At 36.8% G+C, this 18,490-nt stretch carries 20 protein-coding genes; 5 read left to right on the top strand and 15 right to left on the bottom strand.

Features of this window, described 5'->3' with window-relative positions; translation table 11 throughout:
• Positions 1-34: 34 nt before the first annotated feature.
• The 3 genes from I5J82_RS03105 to I5J82_RS03095 form a co-directional block, all read right to left on the bottom strand.
• Positions 35-541, bottom strand: a complete 507-nt coding sequence (locus tag I5J82_RS03105; RefSeq protein ID WP_198766612.1) for a hypothetical protein — start codon at positions 539-541, stop codon at positions 35-37.
• Positions 542-689: 148 nt separating this feature from the next.
• Positions 690-1,382, bottom strand: a complete 693-nt coding sequence (locus tag I5J82_RS03100; RefSeq protein WP_198766611.1) for a response regulator transcription factor — start codon at positions 1,380-1,382, stop codon at positions 690-692.
• The gene (locus I5J82_RS03095; protein WP_198766610.1) at positions 1,360-2,478 is read right to left on the bottom strand and encodes a sensor histidine kinase; all 1,119 of its coding nucleotides are present in this window, start codon (positions 2,476-2,478) and stop codon (positions 1,360-1,362) included. The genes I5J82_RS03100 and I5J82_RS03095 overlap by 23 nt, the downstream gene beginning before the upstream one ends.
• Positions 2,479-2,728: 250 nt before the next feature.
• On the opposite strand from I5J82_RS03095, the gene I5J82_RS03090 reads away from it, so the two are divergent.
• Complete coding sequence (locus I5J82_RS03090) at positions 2,729-3,382, top strand: DsbA family oxidoreductase (RefSeq protein ID WP_332873674.1); 654 nt, start codon at positions 2,729-2,731, stop codon at positions 3,380-3,382.
• A gap of 51 nt (positions 3,383-3,433) precedes the next feature.
• Here I5J82_RS03090 and I5J82_RS03085 read toward each other — a convergent pair whose 3' ends face one another.
• Positions 3,434-3,916: an NUDIX hydrolase gene (locus tag I5J82_RS03085; RefSeq protein WP_198766609.1), complete on the bottom strand. Its 483-nt coding sequence runs from the start codon at positions 3,914-3,916 to the stop codon at positions 3,434-3,436.
• A gap of 328 nt (positions 3,917-4,244) precedes the next feature.
• The gene (locus I5J82_RS03080) at positions 4,245-4,997 is read right to left on the bottom strand and encodes a hypothetical protein (RefSeq protein ID WP_408610375.1); all 753 of its coding nucleotides are present in this window, start codon (positions 4,995-4,997) and stop codon (positions 4,245-4,247) included.
• 90 nt (positions 4,998-5,087) lie between these two features.
• On the opposite strand from I5J82_RS03080, the gene I5J82_RS03075 reads away from it, so the two are divergent.
• Positions 5,088-5,354, top strand: coding sequence for a hypothetical protein (locus tag I5J82_RS03075; RefSeq protein WP_198766608.1), 267 nt, complete (start codon positions 5,088-5,090; stop codon positions 5,352-5,354).
• A 44-nt stretch (positions 5,355-5,398) separates the two neighbouring features.
• On the opposite strand, the gene pheA is transcribed toward I5J82_RS03075, so the two are convergent.
• The 3 genes from pheA to I5J82_RS03060 all read right to left on the bottom strand — a co-directional run bounded on the left by pheA (position 5,399) and on the right by I5J82_RS03060 (position 7,854).
• Positions 5,399-6,223: a prephenate dehydratase gene (gene pheA / locus I5J82_RS03070; protein WP_198766607.1), complete on the bottom strand. Its 825-nt coding sequence runs from the start codon at positions 6,221-6,223 to the stop codon at positions 5,399-5,401.
• Between the two features lie 88 nt (positions 6,224-6,311).
• On the bottom strand, positions 6,312-7,343 hold the full coding sequence (locus I5J82_RS03065) for a hypothetical protein (protein ID WP_198766606.1): 1,032 nt from the start codon (positions 7,341-7,343) through the stop codon (positions 6,312-6,314).
• Positions 7,324-7,854, bottom strand: a complete 531-nt coding sequence (locus tag I5J82_RS03060; RefSeq protein ID WP_198766605.1) for an RNA polymerase sigma factor — start codon at positions 7,852-7,854, stop codon at positions 7,324-7,326. Before I5J82_RS03060 ends, I5J82_RS03065 begins: the two co-directional genes overlap by 20 nt.
• 179 nt (positions 7,855-8,033) lie before the next feature.
• Between I5J82_RS03060 and I5J82_RS03055 the strand changes: the two genes are divergently transcribed.
• Entirely contained in the window at positions 8,034-8,462 is a 429-nt protein-coding gene (locus tag I5J82_RS03055) for a hypothetical protein (RefSeq protein WP_198766604.1), read from the top strand.
• Positions 8,463-8,533: 71 nt separating this feature from the next.
• Positions 8,534-9,220: a DUF1796 family putative cysteine peptidase gene (locus I5J82_RS03050; protein ID WP_198766603.1), complete on the top strand. Its 687-nt coding sequence runs from the start codon at positions 8,534-8,536 to the stop codon at positions 9,218-9,220.
• A 390-nt stretch (positions 9,221-9,610) separates the two neighbouring features.
• Here I5J82_RS03050 and ltaS read toward each other — a convergent pair whose 3' ends face one another.
• The 7 genes from ltaS to I5J82_RS03015 form a co-directional block, all read right to left on the bottom strand.
• A complete protein-coding gene (gene ltaS, locus I5J82_RS03045; protein ID WP_198766602.1) occupies positions 9,611-11,557 on the bottom strand; it encodes a lipoteichoic acid synthase in 1,947 nt (648 codons plus the stop codon).
• 220 nt (positions 11,558-11,777) lie between these two features.
• Complete coding sequence (locus I5J82_RS03040) at positions 11,778-13,235, bottom strand: protein adenylyltransferase SelO (protein WP_198766601.1); 1,458 nt, start codon at positions 13,233-13,235, stop codon at positions 11,778-11,780.
• Between the two features lie 379 nt (positions 13,236-13,614).
• Positions 13,615-13,866, bottom strand: a complete 252-nt coding sequence (locus I5J82_RS03035; protein WP_198766600.1) for a SunI/YnzG family protein — start codon at positions 13,864-13,866, stop codon at positions 13,615-13,617.
• A gap of 86 nt (positions 13,867-13,952) precedes the next feature.
• Positions 13,953-14,447, bottom strand: a complete 495-nt coding sequence (locus I5J82_RS03030; RefSeq protein ID WP_198766599.1) for a hypothetical protein — start codon at positions 14,445-14,447, stop codon at positions 13,953-13,955.
• 128 nt (positions 14,448-14,575) lie between these two features.
• Positions 14,576-15,040: a GNAT family N-acetyltransferase gene (locus I5J82_RS03025; protein ID WP_198766598.1), complete on the bottom strand. Its 465-nt coding sequence runs from the start codon at positions 15,038-15,040 to the stop codon at positions 14,576-14,578.
• Positions 15,041-15,249: 209 nt separating this feature from the next.
• Positions 15,250-16,014 (bottom strand): SDR family NAD(P)-dependent oxidoreductase, encoded by a 765-nt coding sequence (locus tag I5J82_RS03020; protein WP_198766597.1) that lies wholly within the window; start codon positions 16,012-16,014, stop codon positions 15,250-15,252.
• Between the two features lie 133 nt (positions 16,015-16,147).
• Positions 16,148-16,636: a DinB family protein gene (locus I5J82_RS03015; protein WP_198766596.1), complete on the bottom strand. Its 489-nt coding sequence runs from the start codon at positions 16,634-16,636 to the stop codon at positions 16,148-16,150.
• Between the two features lie 185 nt (positions 16,637-16,821).
• On the opposite strand from I5J82_RS03015, the gene I5J82_RS03010 reads away from it, so the two are divergent.
• Positions 16,822-18,450 carry a sensor domain-containing diguanylate cyclase gene (locus I5J82_RS03010; protein ID WP_198766595.1) on the top strand — a complete coding sequence of 543 codons (1,629 nt, stop codon included), beginning with the start codon at positions 16,822-16,824 and terminating at the stop codon, positions 18,448-18,450.
• Positions 18,451-18,490: the final 40 nt, after the last annotated feature.

The raw sequence follows: 18,490 nt of genomic DNA, 5'->3' as shown, positions 1-18,490 counted from the left end.
AAGAGCTCGGTCTATAAAGAACCGAGCTCTATTTTTAATTGTTATTCTCCTGTATTAAACAATTCTTATAATACTTTATAAAACCAATAAATATTAATATAGACCCAACAATATTCGTCCCAACTCGAATGCTGTGGATCAGGACAAACTCTTTAGCCGTTTCTTTTAGGAAAGCTATTGAATGAACGTCTGTTCCTTCAAGAAACATAATTTCGTTACGTGGCCATTCAAAAACAATCGAAATCGCACCTTCAATCACAATCATCAGCATGCTCCAAAAAATCCATACTCGAGCAGACTTCACTTTCCATCCCAAAATTAATGCTAAGATTCCCGTTATAATACTTGCCATACCGATTGGAGGGAAATACGTGTGCGGGCTGGCTACTTCCATAAATTCCATAGCGGTTTCTAGTGATTTTGGTACATCATTAAAGATATTAGGGTATAACAAGAACGTATTTACGAGCATACTTCCTAACATGATCCACTGCACCCAAAGATGCGATAATATGGATACAAACGTGATGTTTTTCTTCATGAATGATAACCCCTTTTTTGAATAATTTCTGTGTTCAACCTTCTTACTGGAGTTATCATACTGAGGAAAAATAAAGGGTTCCTTAGCTAATTCTTAAGAATTTATTAAATCACGCAAAAAAAATGAAGGTTCGTCAATACCTTCATTTCTACATGCTATTTTTAAATCGGTATCCGACTCCCCAAACCGTCTCGATATATTCTGGCTTAGCTGGATTTTCTTCGATTTTTTCTCTTATCTTTCTTATGTGAACCGTTACAGTCGACGTATCTCCCATCGATTCCAGTCCCCATATTTGGTCAAATAAGTGCTCTTTACGAAAGACGATATTTGGATTCATCGCTAAAAATTTCAGCAGTTCGAATTCTTTCACGGCTAATTTCTTTTCAATCCCCTCCACAAAAACCTGTCGGGAATTTAAATGGATTTCCAGACCTTTTATGAGAATGACGTCCGGTTTCGCTTCAAGTTTGGTAAGGCGCTTGTAACGGGAGATGTGAGCCTTCACCCTCGCAACTAATTCATTGGTGTTAAAGGGCTTTACGATATAATCATCTGCTCCACGGTCAAAGCCACGCATTTTATCAATATCGGCTTTTCTTGCGGTTACCATTAAGATCGGAATCTCCAACTTTTCACGTAACTGGCTGCAAAGCTCGAACCCATCAACACCTGGTAGCATCAGATCAAGCAAGATTAGATCATAAGAGCCCTTAAGAGCCATTCGTAATCCTTCATCACCTGTTTCAGCAATGTCGCTATCAATTCCGTTGAATTTCAGGTAATCCTGCTCAAGCTTCGCGATGCTCAGTTCGTCTTCAATGATTAATACGTTCGGCATTTCCTTCCCCTACTTTTCGCTTTTTTAAGGTAATATAGATAGAAGTACCTTTTCCTTCTTCACTTTCAGCCCAAATCTCTCCACCATGTCCCTCAACGATTTTCTTCACAATCGCCAGCCCTAAACCACTTCCACCCGTTGCTTTGTTCCGAGATGAATCTATGCGGTAAAAGCTTTCAAAAATTCGAGGTAATGATTCTTTCGCTATCCCTTTTCCATTATCCTCAAATTTCACAATGACAGCATCTGTTTTAGACTGAAGAGAAATTGAAATCTTTTTCTCTGTTTTGTCACTATACTTCAAGCTGTTTTGTAAAATATTATCGATGATCCGACCTAAACTTAAGCGATCAGCCATGACAAAATAGTGGTCCCTCGGCTCTGATTGAAACGAGAACTCTACTTCTTTAAAGGAGGGGTCGTATTTAAGTTCCTCCAGATAATCTGCAAAATAGTTTTCCAATTGAATGAGTTCAAACTGGAATGGAAGTTGTTTCAAATCTAACTTTGAATACAGAAAAAGCTCATTGATCAGATGATCCATATCATCGGCTTTTTGATAAGCGGTCTGTAAATACATTTGTTTCATCTCTGGGTTATCCGCAATACCATCTAATACCCCATTGATATAACCTTTAATGGATGTGAGCGGCGTTTTCAAGTCATGTGAGATGCTCGCGACAAATTCTTTTCGATTGTTCTCGTACAGCTCACTTTCCTCTTTTGCTTTTTTCAACTGACTCCTCATGCTCTCAAACGTTTCAGATAGTTTTCCCAACTCATCTTTATTCACGGATACAATCTCATGATTTAAATTCCCATTACTTATTTCTTCTGCAGCTTTTGTAAGAATACGAATCGGCTTTAGTATTGTTTTTGAAACCATATAGGTAAGAATTCCGTTCGTAACAATCAGAATGAAAAGAAGTCCCATGAATCTTAGGGTCATAAACCATTGGGAGTCCTTTTTAACAGGTGTACCATTTATCCCCGAAAAAATTAGGGTTGCGATTATAAGTTCAAGCAATAGAAATAATACGATAGGAATAACGATCATAGCAACATTTGAAGCAATAAGACGTTTCTTAATAGACATGACTTCCTCCTGTTGATAAACGCACAGTACAAATAAATTTATATCACTCCTATTATATAACCAAAATATAAAAAATCATGAGTGATTCAATCAGAGTTAAGGTTCTTGAAGGAAATATGGTCAACACAGAATCAAACCACGTGTAAAATATACAGTTTCCTTTTATACTATGGTAGACATGAATCAAATGGAGGGATTTACGATGTTGCATATTGAAATGTGGACAGACTTTGCTTGACCATTCTGCTATATTGGCAAAAAGCGTCTGGAGGACGCTATCAAAAAGATCAATCATCCCGTTGAAGTGACGTATCGCTGCTTTGAACTGGATCCTACGATGGAACGTGACGTTAAAGATAACATCTATGAAAAACTATCTAAAAAATATGGAATGAGTATAGATGCTGCTAAAGCAAACACGCAAAACGTGATACAAATGGCGAAGGAATCAGGACTGGAGTATCACATGGATACAATGATTCTCACCAATACTTTTGACGCTCACCGTTTGACGATGTTTGCTAAAAAAGAAGGTAAGATGCAGGAAATGACAGAACGCATTTTATACGCCTTTTTTACAGAATCCAAACATATCGGGGATCATGCTACATTAGCAGATCTTGCTGTAGAAGTAGGGTTAGATAGAGAATCAGTAATACAAATGCTCTCAAGCGAAGAGATGGCAGATGAGGTTCGAGCTGATGAAGAAACAGCAAAAGCATATGGAGTTACAGGCGTACCTTTTTACCTCATCAACAAAAAATATGCGCTTACAGGTGCACAACCAACTGATGTTTTTGTTCAGGCATTAAATAAAATCATAGCAGAAAACGAAATCACCATCCTAAACGATGACGATGGAATGAGCTGTGACGATGATGGCTGTGAAATTCCTAAGAAATAATAGAAAGGAGCTTACTCTCTAAGAGTCAGCTCCTTTTTAATAGTCTACATACTATACGGTTCTCTCTACCTTTAACTTAAAATCAGGCTTTGTCACATATTCCTTATAAACAACTTGCCCTTCATTATTTAAATAATCCTTATACCGTGTTTGATAAGCTTCTCCAGTTAGCATAGCTAGTACATCTTCTTTTGGCACCCAACGGCTATCTGTCGTTTCATCTGACACCGCTAATTCCCCGCCATTCGGTTTACACACAAAATCAAACATAACTTTCGTTGGAACGTTCGTGACTCCATCATGCCAAGTATATTGCGCAGTGTTAGAGTACACACCCGTTAGATAGGAAACGGTACTATCAATTCCGCTTTCTTCCTTTATTTCACGAATCAATGCGTCGATTAAATTTTCTCCCGCTTCTACTTGTCCTCCAGGAAACACCCAGCCGTTATGTATCGTTTTTACTAGCAATACATTCCCTTTACCGTCTTCCACATACCCTGCCACGGCTACTATATGTGTTGGCATTATCATCACTATGACCTCCAATAATTAGATTCATATTACTCTATTTCATGATAGGCACAATTAGAAGTTATTCCCATGTCTTCGTGATGATAGGTCGATGATAAGTCAATCATGTTTAATTATTTTTTAAAATCTACGCATACATAAATGAGTGAAAAGAGAAAAAACACAGCTTCGATGATATTTGTAGCAAGTTTTATGGAGGGATTAAAAGAAAGATCAAATATTATATTTACTAAACAATATAAACCTGTAAGGATGATTAGAACTAGCAGGACAGATTTGTTTATTACTCGCATAAATTTCATTATATTCACTTCCTTAGTAAAAAAACTTATCTGTACCTGCACAACGCTTCATATAAAAATTCCTTCCGATAGCCGCTTTTATGATGAATGACTTCAACCCAACGATCGATTGAATCCGTTTGTTCACCCTTATACAAGCCTTCACTCGTACTTAAAAAGCTTTCCCAGTTGAAAAACTCCCAGTGTGCAATCTCATTCTTATAAGGCAATCTACACTCAAAGAGAGGCTTTGGATAAATAAGATTCTGTGAGTATTCGGCTCCTTGTAAGAAGACATCACTGTCAATAGGTGTCAGATCGAATACTTGATTTGAAACTTTTCCATTTGGTCTATGATAAAGGATTTCAATATGGTTTTGATGTCTCGATTGAACTTGGATTTCAGCTCCTGGAAAGAACCCTTTTAACTTTTCATTTGAATAATCTTCACTATTCGTTTCAACAAGGATGGGTTGTAGCCACTGATCACCAAGATCACACAGATACCGGTTACCTTTCTCATCTAACGCCACAACAGCCACATGTGCTTCATCAGTATGAAACTTTGAACCGATTGGATAGGCTTTGATTCTATCTTGTTTAAATTCATCTAATAACCATAGTGCAAGATCAAAGCAGTTTCCCGTATTGCCGTAGTGAATTCTATGCTCTTTCATCAACGATACTTCTCTTTGTTTCTTTGTCGTTCCCTTATGAAAGTACCAAGCCTTTGTTAAGGTTTCCATTGGAAAAGAATCGAACTTCTTCCACGCTTTAAGAATAGGATGTGATGGATGCACCTAAAATCCCCCTTTACACTCATACTATATATTTACAAATAAGTATAGCATCATATATTTTTACGGTTAACTTAATAAGGAGGATACTAGATGGAAAGCGTTATTATCGTAAGTGAACTTTTTTTATTCAGCTCATTCGTACTTATTCTCTTCTTAAGAAAACTCAGTTCTAAAAATGTAAGTACGACTCTCTTCCTTTATCTAATAGGAGCACTGCCACTTTTGATTACAGGTATGAACAGTCAACAAGATGACCTTAGCACTCATTTAGGACTCGGACTTTCCTTGATTTACACCTGGATTGTCGTAGGTATTGCTATGCTTTCATGCATTGTATTATTGCTTAAAGCAAAATAACGATTCAAACAAAAAGAGCTCCGGGTTTTCGGAGCTCTTCGTTGTTATAGCTTTGTCGTTCTGTAACTTCCCAATACACGTACATCATGTCCGAAAGCTTCTAATATTGTAATGGCTTTGTTCATTTTCTCTTCATGAAGGCCATTTTGAGCTTCTACAAAAAAATGATAGGTACCTAGCTGCTTTTTCGTTGGTCTAGATTCAATCCAAGTTAAGTTGATGGATAGCGCCGTAAATACGTTCAAGATGGATGAAAGGACACCGGAATAATCTGATGTAGGTGAAATCAGCAACATGGTTTTAGAGTTCTTTGGATGAATTTCCGTAATCTCCTTGCTGATGACAACAAAGCGTGTATGATTGTTGCTGTTGTCTTGAATCCCACTTTTTATGATCTCTAGATCAAAGACTTCAGCAGCATATTTAGAAGCAATCGCTGCAACATCTTTTCTTTCCTGATTTTTAACAGCTTGTGCCGCTGCAGATGTGCTATCATAATGCTTACTCTTTACTTTTGCTTCTCTAATAAAATCTCTACACTGCGCGAGAGCAGGAACGATTGACCATACTTCGTGTATCTCTTCTAATGAAGCTCCTTTTAGTGTAAGAAGGTGCAAGGAGACCGGGAAGATGATTTCAGCTTCTACAAAGAGATCGTGCCTCAACAAACCGTCTGCAGTAATGTTTATCGTGCCTTCAATTGAGTTTTCAATCGGTACGATCCCTTTATCTGCTTTCCCCTCTTCTACTGCTTCGAGTACATCTACGATAGAATCACATTTATACCATTCATTCTCGTAATCTGCAAAATAACGAAAGGCAGCTTCTTCTGAGAAACTTCCCTGTGGACCTAAGTATGCAACTTTCATGAATTAGATAACGCCTGCCTTTAGTTTTTCATATCAGTATACAACGATTATGAAGATACACCAACCATTTTCCACTAAAGGAATTGAATTATTTCACTTCAACGACGATGCTGCCGAACTTTTTCCCACCAAAAGAAGTGTCTAGTCGATAAATTCCCGGCTTGCTAAACTTCATATTTGTTGGAATAGAATGAATGGATTCTATTTCTTCTATCGGAGTTAAAGGACTTTCTTTTTGAAATTCATACGACCAAACCATTTCCGAATTTTGAACAAGAACTCTTTCATGTTCCCCACTGTCCTTGTTCGTAGCCATTATCTTAAAGTCACCTCTTGTTAATATTTCAACTTCATTATGACTTCCAAAGAAATGCCAAAGAAACTTATCTGTTTTTCCAGCTATGAATGGCGGTCCAGCTATTCCGATTTTATCTTTTTCACCAAATTCGGTTGAAAGCTTCCAATTCTCCTCACTTCCTTGAAGGAGTTTACCGTCATTATAGATCTTAAATGAATGAGCTAACTCAGCTGCCGTATCTTCATTAAAGAAAGGTGTGTAAAAGTAAACATGATAATTTAGCTTGCTGTGCGGTGAGTTAAAGTAATAATGGAGAATTTGCGTTACTTCCATCGTTTTTTGATGATCTAATATAAATGTTCCCTCATACCGATATCCTTCTAATTCTTCATTGATAAAGGTGTTCTGAGACTGAATGCTTTTAAGCTTTTCATCATCTGTTAACGGCTCGATTCCTCCAACTTTTTTTCCGTTAGCCGAAAAGATCACGGAGCCATCCTTAATCTTCTTCAAAACAAAATCATCTTTTTTCTTAATCTGAAAACTCTCATCACCATGCAAGAACAGCCCGCTCCCTGTTGTATGTTTTACAGCTTTTTCATCTGCTTGATTAATGGCGAAGTAGCTTCCACTCACTAAAAGAAAAAGAAGAACAATCATACTTAAAAGTGGTTTGTAAAAATGAAATATTCGATGAGATTCTTTATCGTAAGACAACCGATTCAACTCGTTTTCTATCGCCCGTTTCTGATCACTATTCATCTTGTACGTTTTAAAATTCTTTAGTTCGATGATTACTTCTTCATTGGTTAATCGTTTCAATGTAATCACTCCACTTTTCTGACGTAAGCTTTTTCTTTAATGATTGAATAGATCGATGATAGGTAAGATTCACTTTGTCGACTTTCCATTTCAAAATTTGAGAAGTTTCTTCAGGGGTAAAATCTAAAATCCCCCTAAGAATCACAACATCTCTATATGAAGTCTTTAACTCGTTGATCGCTTTATATAACTCCTGTTTCCGTTCGTCCTCCAACAACCAGTCGTGAGGAAGTTTACTTTTTTCAGAGAATATACTTCTTAGTTGAGAGACAAGAACATAGTCTCGTTTCCTTTTTCGCATATGATCTATGGCGATATTCCTTGCAATGGAAATAAGCCACGTTTTAGGTTCGGATCGTTCTTCAAATGTATTTATGAATGTAAACCCTTTAATAAATACTTCTTGCACCATATCTTCAACGTCTTTTGTGCCTAGATAATAAATAAGAAAGTTATAGATGTCATTGTGATACTCGTTAAACCAACGCTGTATTTGTTTATGATTCTTCATCGCTTCACTCCCTCTTCTAAGAGCCTTACAACTATTAGACGTCTGTGTACGGAATTCCTTTCACCACCATCACAATAATTTTTTATATAAAACACGAAGTGCATTTTTAAATTTTTTTCACACTTGTACAAGCCATTTTCAACATAAATCATATATTGAAAGAAAGAGGAGGTGATTACTTGGCTAAATTTCTTGATTTAAGAACAAGTCAAAATGCAAGTTATTCTAACTCAATTGCCCAACCGATTACTGTAGTAGGCGCACCCCAATTATTTGGAAGAATCGGCTTAAGTACTGTCGGTGCTGGTCCGAATATTAGGGTTCTCTTACAAGGTGCCGTTTCGCTGCAACTGCCATTACTTCCTGCCGTCACTACTATAACGATTCAAGTCGTACGGGGTACAAGCCCTAACTCTCCTCTCGTTTATTCCGCTAGTGAAAATATGGACTTAAACATCTTAGGACCACAGACTTTTTCATTTAACGCGCTTGATTTTAATCCTCCTGCGGATATTCAACAAACGTACTCAGCTTATATTTCAGTGAGTTTAGTTGGTGTTATCCGAGTAGGACCTGAAAACTTCTCCGGTGTGGCCGTAAGCGATTAACAAAAGAAACAACCTTCTCGGCGAAGGTTGTTTTTTTAAGAAATATTTTATTGAAATTAAGAGGTGACCAAATGAGATTACTGGCCATACAAAAAAAGTACAGTGCAGTAATTAGTCTTGGCAGTGAATGCGGTCCTGGTATTCATCTTAGAAGACATTCATTAAGAAAAACTGCATTTCCCTTTGATTGGGTTTGCTCTCATTCTTTAACTTGCATTAATGAGCTTCTAAGAACCAAATTCAAAAAATATATGAAGTTAAGAAATATGGAAAAAATCCATTCTTATAAGCCTGGTTATGTGCTAGATGATCAAGGAGCCACAACAGGTTCTCACTCCCATTTCATAAAAGATCATAAATATAACGTCATTTCCGTTCATGATTTCCCCATCGTTAATGGGCAGCCTTGGATGTATAACTATCTCAGCTTTAAACGTACAATCAAACAACGAGTGCAGAGATTGTATGAGTGGTTTAACACGAGCTCTTCCATATTATTTATTAGATGGTCCGTTATTGATATAGATGAAGACCAACTAAAAAAAGAAACAGCTGAATTAGAAACGATATTATCCACATATGTAAAAGGAAATTTCAACATTCTCATGATCTATCCTACAGACAAGGTAGGACAACTAACAGAGGTAGATTGGGGTATGAAGCATGTGTGTGTCATTTATGTACCCATACAAATCAATCCTATTACAGATAATGAAACCTGGGACTATTTATTAAACGGTGTTTCTATAGAAAAATAAAAAAGACATAACTGATGTACATCTTAAATTTCATTCTTAATCTAACTCGATCTCTTTTTTTTATACAATTTAATAAAAAGTTTACATCAGAAGGTTTCCTAGCTAATCATCATGTGCTACGCTCTTATATAGGATAATATAACTAGATTAGGATGTTTAAAAGATGTGTGATGACCAAATTGCGATACAGATCATAAAAAAATTAGGTCGATTGTTTGAAGAATATAGATGCTGCAAATGTGAAAAACATAAAAAAAAGTTAGTACGCGATATACAGTTATTGGGTGAAAAATTAGAAGAAATTGAATACTAATCAAGAGGCGCAGCTCAACGAGCTTTTTCTCTCTTAAAAGCAAAAAGCCATCCAGATGATCTGGATGGCTTTTTGTTTTACTCGTTTGTTTCACTCTTCGGTTTTTCCTCGTCTTTAATATTGTAATCATATTTAGATGGATCAACTGTCTTGAATCCATTAACTTTATGGAATCGAAGCAAGTCACCGTATACGGTACGGTCAGATAGATCCAACTTCGTCTCTGCTTCTTTTTCAATGGCTTTAATTTCTTTAGTTTCCTTAACAGGCTCACCCGTTTTAGAATCGTAATATTTACCATCAATTCCGGTTACAGTAGGTGAAACAAAATCACCATTACGTAACGGAAGTACTTGATCATGATTTTTAGATAACAAGTCAGTACCGAACTGAATGTACTCTTTTGTATCCATGCCTAACAAGTGCATGAGCGTTGGACGAATGTCGATCTGCCCTCCGACTTTATCAATGGTTCCACCTTTTAAGCCTGGGGCATGGATGAATAAAGGTACTTTTTGTAGCTGTGTGTTCTCAAAAGGCGTGATCTCTTTTCCGAGTACTTTTGCCATTGATTTATTGCGCGTTTCAGCAATTCCATAATGGTCACCATACATTACGACCATCGTGTTATCGTAAAGCCCAGCTTCTTTCAAGTCAGTAAAGAACTGTTGAAGAGCTTCATCCATATATCTTGCCGTTTGGAAATAACGGTCTACCGTCACGTCACCTGTTGTATGAGGCTCAATCGTTGCTTCCTCTTCTGTAATCGGATAAGGGAAGTGGTTCGATAAAGTAATGAACTTCGTATAGAACGGCTGCTTTAACGATTTTAGCATTGGCATAGATTCTTCAAAGAATGGTTTATCTTTTAGACCATAGTTCTCTACATCTTCCTCGTTCATGTCGTAATGTTCTGCATCAAAGAACTTTTGATAACCAAAGCGCTTATAAATCACATCGCGATTCCAGAAAGACTTGTAGTTACCATGGAATACAGCAGTCGAATAGCCTTGTTGTTCCATAATGGCTGGTGCTGCTTGGTAAGTGTTCTCACCTTTGGTTGTAAAGGCTGTTCCTTGTGGTAAACCATACAACGAATTCTCGATCATAAACTCAGCATCTGCTGTCTTACCTTGTGATGTTTGATGATAGAAGTTATTAAAATACAACGTGTTCTTATCTTGTGTTAACGAATTTAAGAAAGGCGTTACTTCTTGTCCGTTTAATTTATAATTGATCGCAAAATTTTGCAGTGATTCTAAGTGAAGATAGATGACGTTCATGCCTTTCGCTTTTCCGAAATATTCCGGGTTTGGTTCAGCATAATTAGCCTTCACATAGTTCTCCACTTCTGTGACATCATCTGTATCCGCAAGAGCACGCTGAGCGGAAGATTTTGAGCTAAGAACCGCATCATATACCGTGTAGTTATACATCCCCAGATATTTAACAATGTAGTTTCTGTCAAATGTTCTAGTTAAAAGCTGTGGTCGATCCATTTCAGCTAATAATAAGTTTGCGGATAATGCGATAACTGCTGCAAGACCAACTGTTAAGACACTTTTTCGCTTTACCTTTATTGGTTCTGGATTAATTTTCTTTGTTAATACTAATACTAGTAATACAACGATATCTAGGAAGAACAGGATATCATAGGGATTGAACAGAGCTCCAATACTGTTTCCTATCGTTCCTGCATTTTTTGTCTGCGTTAATGTCGGCAGCGTGATAAAGTCTGTGAAAAAGCGATAGTAAATCATGTTAGCGAACAACATAAAGGTCATCACAGTATTTATTATGATCATCCATACGTATGATTTTCTACCCTTTGCAAATAAGGCTAAGCCTAAGAATAAGAGTGCTGAGCCAATAGGATTGATAAACAAAATAAACTCTTGAAACCAACCTTGGACTCCTAAGTTAAATTCGATTTTATAAGCAGCATAAGATTTTATCCATACTAAAGCGACCGTAAGAAGGAAAAACCCCATATGTTTGTTCAATATGTTTTTTTGGTAAATCATTCTCTCACCTCTAAAGTTTCAGTAACCAATCTACCATTCTAGTTTATTTTTACTGATATTTCAATATCATTTTAGAAAACAATATAAAAAATAGTACACCTTATTAACTAAAAAGTCAACGATACATACATCTCTTGGTATTGATAGGAGTTATGGATATAAGAAAAAGCTACTCTTCCTGAGCAGCTTTCAATTAAAATTAATAGTATTTTCTATGTTATCACGTACCACAAAATGTTCGATATGGTCCTTCTGTTTCGGGTGGTAGTTGAGTGTATTCTTCGTGTTCGGGCGAGTGACTGTATGGCGATGATAAAACTTGAACAAGTCTTTCCATCACGCTGTAATCGCCGTTTTCAGCTGCTTGAAGAGCCTCTTCCACTCTATGATTTCTTGGAATCACCCCCGGATTGCTATTACGCATCAATTGCAAAGTGTCTTCCTGGGACTTTGGCTGTCTGGCTTTTCTTTCTTCCCATTTATTATGCCAAGTCTTAAATTTCTCTGCCTCATATAGATCAGAGCATTCCTTTTTACCTAGCGTCAAAGAACGGAATGTATTTGTATAGTCAGCTTTATACGTAGCCATTAGTGAAAGGAGTTCTTCTATTAGAGATTGATCTTCTTTTTCTTCATTATATAACCCCAGCTTTGATCGCATTCCTCTAAAATAGTTTGCATGATACAGATCAGAAAAACCATATAGAACTTCTTGTGCCAATTCAACCGCCTTTTCTTGTTCATCGTGTAAGAGTGGCAATAGCGTTTCAGCGAATCGAGCAAGATTCCATCCTGCAATTCGAGGCTGATTTCCGTATGCATAACGACCCTCTCTATCGATTGAACTAAAAACAGTCAGTGGATCATATTTGTCCATAAATGCACACGGGCCATAATCAATCGTTTCTCCGCTGATTGTCATGTTATCGGTGTTCATAACGCCGTGTATGAAACCAACGAGCTGCCATTTCGAAATTAAATACGCTTGCTGTTCAATCACTTTTTTGAGCAAGCTCAAATATTGATTTCCGTCACTCTCCACTTCAGGATAATGCCGGTTCAAACTATAATTTGCCAACTCTTTCAATTCATCGAGTGTTCCCCACTTTGAAGCAAACTCAAACGTACCCACTCGTAGGTGACTTGACGCTACCCGTGTCATGATTGCCCCTGGAAGAGCCGTTTCACGCATGATCGATTCACCAGTCGTCACAACCGCAAGACTTCGAGTCGTTGGAATACCTAAAGCGTGCATCGCCTCACTCATAATATATTCACGGAGCATCGGACCAAGAGCTGCCCGTCCGTCTCCGCCTCTAGAATAAGGAGTTCTTCCTGAACCTTTTAGTTGAATGTCATAACGTTTCCCGTCAGGAGTGATCTGCTCTCCTACCATTAATGCTCGTCCATCACCTAACATGTTAAAATAACCAAACTGATGTCCTGCATAAGCTTGCGCTAAAGAAGATCCACCTTCTGGAAGCTCGTTGCCTGCAAATACTTTTACAGCATCTTCATTTCGAAGGAAATCTACGTTCAATCCAAGAGAGGTTGCCACCGATTCATTGAGCACAACTAACTTTGGCGAATCTACTGGGTTTTGATCTATTATTGAAAAGAATTTATCTGGTAGTTGAATATAACTGTTTTCTAAATTCCAACCTATTTCTTTCGTCATGAGAAGAACACCTTCTTTTATATAATTAAATCGACATTTTCTATTTCCACCTTAACATAAGAGAGCTTTACTTGTTTGCAATCTGCTTTTCAACCTCATTATGAACTGTCTACCAAATAAATGAGTACAAGCTGGCATTTATCATTAGTAAAAATTCCCTGTTTTATTCCAATATACACCTTGTTGCCAAAAGAATAATTTGTTGGAATAAGGAGCGAATATGTTGAGAAAGAGTATAAAGGTAAAAATGTCAGCTTCCATCTCCTTATTAAACGATATGACAGAAAATCTCAAGAAACTTACTGGGAAATTTAAGATGTAAGAAGAAACAAAGCTCGGATAAATGATATCCGAGCTTTGTTTCCATTATTATCTTTCCTTAAGCACTTAGTTTCTTCATAATAGCTGATGGATTAGAAGTAAACAAAATATAAGTTTGATTTTTTGTCTGAACGAAGACCCGATCTGTCGTACCATAAGGGATACCGATACGGATAGCTTCCTTATCGTCTCCACCATATGTATCGTCTAAGCCTACATTAAGAATATCATTAGCAGGAATTTCAACTCTCAATAGCTGCCATCGAATAATAAAGTTGTTATCTATCTTTTTCACACTAACCTCAATCATGCTCTCCACCTCAATTATCTGTCTTACTATTAATTACGGTTCGGAAGATGGAAAGTTTCGGTAATTAGCATCTAGATCTATAACTCCTAATAGTCCATTGAATTTGCTGATTTCAACAGATCCTCCATCTCAAATTGAGAACCCATTAACATCATTCCATAATAAACATCATCTTTATTCCAACGAATGGATTTAACATTAGAAGAATTACTTTCTATAACAACCTCAGTTCCATCTTTCAATTTTGTTGTCTTCTTCTCACCTTCATCATTGAAGTTTACATTTTTTTTCTGAAATGTGGTTACACGAAGGACCGAACCTTTTTCATTACCATAAGCAAATTCAGTATGTAAGATATCCCCTTTTGGATCTCCCGACGGGTCAGCCGCATATGTTAGTTGGACGTCTTTTGGCTGAAAAGGAAGTTTATTTGGAGCTACCATCTTTTTTTGTACCTCTGTTGGCAACTGTTCCATCTCTTTGTTTACATTCGGATAATTCTTTTTCAGCTTCTCTACAGCTCCTTGATCACTACAAGCTGCCAAAATTATGAAAATTATCAAGCCTAGTATTTTTTTCATACTATCACCTCTTAATTTTCTATATTCTCTTTTTGGAATATAATTCCTGTCACCTTATAAATCTAATTCATGAGAAAGGAAAAAAGCTCAGAGTCATCCTGACCCTAAGCTTTACCACAAATAATGTTCTATAAGATTAATTCCATTGATAATCTTGTATTTTTATAACCTAATTTCTTATATAACTGATAAGCGACTTCATTTCCCGCAAAAACACTTAACCCAACGGACTTTATACCTGACTGTTTTAACATACTTTGGAGCTTTTCTATCGTTTCTTTCCCGTATCCTTTTCTTCTATAGATATCGTCTATGAAAATATGATACACGTAGGCTTGATTGATTTCCGGTATTAAACCATACCAGAGCAATCCTACTTTTTCATTGGTTTTGTTGTCTACAATATTGTATAAATACTGGCCTTCAGTAGACAACCCATCTTTCAATAGGTCCTTCATCATCATTTCTGACTCTTCTATTGCTGCTTGTAACGTCAGGTTAAAGTTCTTAGTGATTTCATAGGCGTAATCCGAAATCATGAATGCCAGATACTCCTGAAATTCTTGCTCAGTTAATGGGTTTAAATGTATCATGTTATCTCTCCATTCTATTTTTTTCATTAGAAGGAAGTAAACAAAGATATCATTCATAGAGCATTGGCGTAATAAGCATTACTTCATGAATAAACATCTTTGTTTACTCATGAGACCATGTTACACAATTTATATGGGACATTCTTTTATGCTCCTTTAGCTATATATTTCAACAGAGTTAATTTTAACATAAAAATCCAAAAAATAACTCAGTCCATTATTGAACCACAGGTTACATTCATAATGGCACCTGTTATTGCACTCGCTCGATCAGAAGCAATAAATACCGCAGCATCTGCAACTTCTTTCAATGTTGGAAGACGTCCTAATGCTGTTCCTTTCTCCATATACGCTCTAACCTCAGGAAAGTCTGGTTTCCACGTTTCTGGAATAGCGTCTGATCTTAAAGATACGACACGAACGCCTTTTGTACCGAGCTCACCAGCTAAGCTACGTGTATATCCTTCAATGGCTGCACATGCGGTCGCAAAACCTCCCGTTAAATGGTAAGTACGGTCTCTGCCTGATAATGCTGCTGATGAAGCAGAAAGCGTTAGAATAATCCCTGATTTCTGCTTCATCATATATTTAGCCGCTGCAGTACTTGTGAGAAAATGAGTTTGGACACCTGTCAAAATGGGAGTCATAAAGTCTTCTTGTGACATATCAATCAATGGAGTTCCTTGAAGGTCCCCTCGAATTCCTATAGCGTTGAAGGAAATATCTATTCTACCCACATGCTGTACGATTCGATCCAAGTGTTCATCAATTTCTTCTTTTTTAAGAGCATCTACTTTTGTTACTTTAGCTGTGCCTCCAGCACTTGTTATGTCATTTGCTACAATTTGAAGAGAAGCCATCGATCTTCCAGCCAAAAATACAGAAGCTCCTTCTTCTGCAAAAGCTCGGGCAACAGCACCGCCAATTGCACCACCCGCTCCATAAACGACTGCGATTTTGTTTTTCAACAACATCTTCAGCCCTCCTTTTATATTCTTTCAAACAGTAATTCACCTAATCCGAAACTTTCATTCTTGTTATCCTCTTTTCGTTCAATAAAAAAAGTACATTCTCCTTCTTGAGAATGTACTCAGCGTTTATTTTGGTTTAGAGATTTAATTTTTCTTTTACTTCTTTAATTTGAAGAATATGTCGCTGCTCATGATATGCCACAAACGGAATCCATTGTTTTAAACTGATATCACCGAAAATTGGATGAGGAAAGCCTTTAGCTTCTAAGTCCTTTTCATCAGCAAAGTTCTCGATATCAAGTAAATGTTGATGAGTTGCAGCCAATTTCATTTTTAGCTCTTCAATAGAAGCGAATTCCGAAGTTGGCACTGCAAATTCTGGAGCATCTACTTTAATATCTCTGTTGATTGTTGCTTCAATAGGCTTAACATCTGCATGAACAGCTTCACCATTTTTAAGTTGGTGATTAATGTTTTTTGCGATTCCGCCTTCCATTAAATATAAGTGTTCTAGAATTTGCTTAATGGACCATTCATTTTCCGAAGGTTTTTGATTGAGGTTCTCATCATTTATTCCCTCTACTTCAGCAAATAGGTCTTGACGTATCTTATCATTAAGTATCATCTCTTCATCACCTTCAATGTATATGACTTGTTCCTCGTAGTGTAGCATAATACGCAGTCATAATCTCTTATGAGAACTTAACCTCATCGTTTATCTAATTGATTCCTAATCATTTCTATACTTGTTTCCGATATAACAGATGGTTCATTTTGAAGTAAATTTAATTGTTATAGGAGTCAATTTCTATGTCTATCAAAGTTCAAACTTATCTGTCCGTGAGTATCTCATTGATCATACTAACCACATCATTATTTCTTAGCATTTTTATCAGTGATAAATCCAGCGAATTATTAGAAAAAGAAATAGGCAATTCACTAGCTTCATCAGCTTTTCAACTATCTCACAACCTTGATTCTTTCATGTGGTCCAGATTCCAAGAACTACAAGTTTTAAGTGAACAGGAAGTTCTGAAAGATCCGAAAAGAATAAATGAAGCACAATTTCTGATTGATCAGCTTCAAAATAAAATTCCTTCCTTCTCTTGGGTTGGAATAACGAATCAAACGGGATTCATTCAAGCTTCAACAAAGAAACTGCTTATCAACCAAGATATATCTGCTCGACCCGTTTTTCAAAATGCAACTGAACAGCCTTTTATCGGTGATGTTCATGATGCACTTTTGTTATCTAAACTAATTCCAACGAAGGATGGATCTCCCTTACAATTAGTTGATATAAGTACCCCATTAAGAGATAAAAACGGTGTTTTTCAAGGTGTGTTAGCCGCTCATCTCAGTTGGGAGTGGTCTAAAGAGGTGGAAGCCGCTATTCTAAGACCCATAAAAGAGCAGAAAAAAGATGTTGAAGTATACATAATCAGTAAAGAAGATACAGTACTCCTAGGTCATAAAAATGATTTAGGAAAAAAAATCAAGATAAGTGATCTCGATAATAAAGGAAAGAATAACGAGTGGAATTTTGTGCGTTGGCCAGATGGAAAAGAGTATGTAACAGGCTATGCATTTGGCGACGGATATCAGAATTATCCCGGACTAGGCTGGACGGTTGTCATTCGTCAATCAGAACAAGCGGCTTATGCATCCGTTCAATATCTGCAAACGTTTATTTTAGTCTGTGGGATTGTGATTTCTCTTTTTATGGCTGTTATTGGATGGTTTATCACAAAGAGAGTTTCTCGTCCTCTTTTTGACTTGGCTATCTCTGCTGATAAGTTGAAAAATGGTGAGATCGTAGAGATTCCTTTGTTGCGTGGAATAAAAGATATAGAAGTTCTTAGTTCTTCGTTTAGGAGCTTAATTTCATCGTTGAAACAAACAGAAAAACAGTTGGACAAGATGGAGAACATGGCACATACAGACTATCTGACAAATATGCCGAATCGATTAGCTCTTTTGGAGTACATGAACTCAGTTCGCTTTGATTCTTCTAGGGGCAGCTTTGGGGTGCTTTATATAGATTTGGATGGTTTTAAATCAATCAATGATACACAAGGACATCATACCGGAGATCTACTTTTAATAGAGGTTGGTAAGCGAATCATTGATACATTAATAAAGAAGGAACATTTTGCAGCACGTATAGGTGGAGATGAATTTGTAGTTGTTCTGCCCATTCAGGAAAATTATCTAAATGAAATAACCGAAATTTCACATTCCCTCATAGACACTCTTAACCGACCATTTCATATTCAGGATTGTTCTATAAAAATCGGGTGTAGCATGGGATCAGCTGAATGGATAGCTCAGGATGTTTCACCACAAACGATACTTGAGTATGCAGATGAGGCATTATACGTTTCAAAGAACACGGGTAAAAATAAGTTGAGTTTTTACCCATTTCGGAAAACATCATAAGATTTATTCATTAGTTTATCGATCAAAATAAAGAAAGCAT

It is taken from the genome of Fictibacillus halophilus, from assembly GCF_016401385.1.
Classification (GTDB): domain Bacteria; phylum Bacillota; class Bacilli; order Bacillales; family Fictibacillaceae; genus Fictibacillus; species Fictibacillus halophilus.
The sequence above is the reverse complement of the archived record's forward strand: the minus strand, read 5'-3'. Positions and strand labels throughout refer to the sequence as shown.

Coding starts and splice junctions, on each gene's coding strand:
- I5J82_RS03010 (WP_198766595.1), top strand. CDS start 16,822: ATGTCTATCAAAGTTCAAACTTATCTGTCCGTGAGTATCTCATTGATC.
- I5J82_RS03060 (WP_198766605.1), bottom strand. CDS start 7,854: ATGAAGAATCATAAACAAATACAGCGTTGGTTTAACGAGTATCACAAT.
- I5J82_RS03015 (WP_198766596.1), bottom strand. CDS start 16,636: ATGATACTTAATGATAAGATACGTCAAGACCTATTTGCTGAAGTAGAG.
- I5J82_RS03040 (WP_198766601.1), bottom strand. CDS start 13,235: ATGACGAAAGAAATAGGTTGGAATTTAGAAAACAGTTATATTCAACTA.
- I5J82_RS03030 (WP_198766599.1), bottom strand. CDS start 14,447: ATGAAAAAAATACTAGGCTTGATAATTTTCATAATTTTGGCAGCTTGT.
- I5J82_RS03075 (WP_198766608.1), top strand. CDS start 5,088: ATGGAAAGCGTTATTATCGTAAGTGAACTTTTTTTATTCAGCTCATTC.
- pheA (WP_198766607.1), bottom strand. CDS start 6,223: ATGAAAGTTGCATACTTAGGTCCACAGGGAAGTTTCTCAGAAGAAGCT.
- I5J82_RS03095 (WP_198766610.1), bottom strand. CDS start 2,478: ATGTCTATTAAGAAACGTCTTATTGCTTCAAATGTTGCTATGATCGTT.
- I5J82_RS03085 (WP_198766609.1), bottom strand. CDS start 3,916: ATGATAATGCCAACACATATAGTAGCCGTGGCAGGGTATGTGGAAGAC.
- I5J82_RS03100 (WP_198766611.1), bottom strand. CDS start 1,382: ATGCCGAACGTATTAATCATTGAAGACGAACTGAGCATCGCGAAGCTT.
- I5J82_RS03050 (WP_198766603.1), top strand. CDS start 8,534: ATGAGATTACTGGCCATACAAAAAAAGTACAGTGCAGTAATTAGTCTT.
- I5J82_RS03105 (WP_198766612.1), bottom strand. CDS start 541: ATGAAGAAAAACATCACGTTTGTATCCATATTATCGCATCTTTGGGTG.
- I5J82_RS03025 (WP_198766598.1), bottom strand. CDS start 15,040: ATGATACATTTAAACCCATTAACTGAGCAAGAATTTCAGGAGTATCTG.
- I5J82_RS03035 (WP_198766600.1), bottom strand. CDS start 13,866: ATGATTGAGGTTAGTGTGAAAAAGATAGATAACAACTTTATTATTCGA.
- I5J82_RS03020 (WP_198766597.1), bottom strand. CDS start 16,014: ATGTTGTTGAAAAACAAAATCGCAGTCGTTTATGGAGCGGGTGGTGCA.
- ltaS (WP_198766602.1), bottom strand. CDS start 11,557: ATGATTTACCAAAAAAACATATTGAACAAACATATGGGGTTTTTCCTT.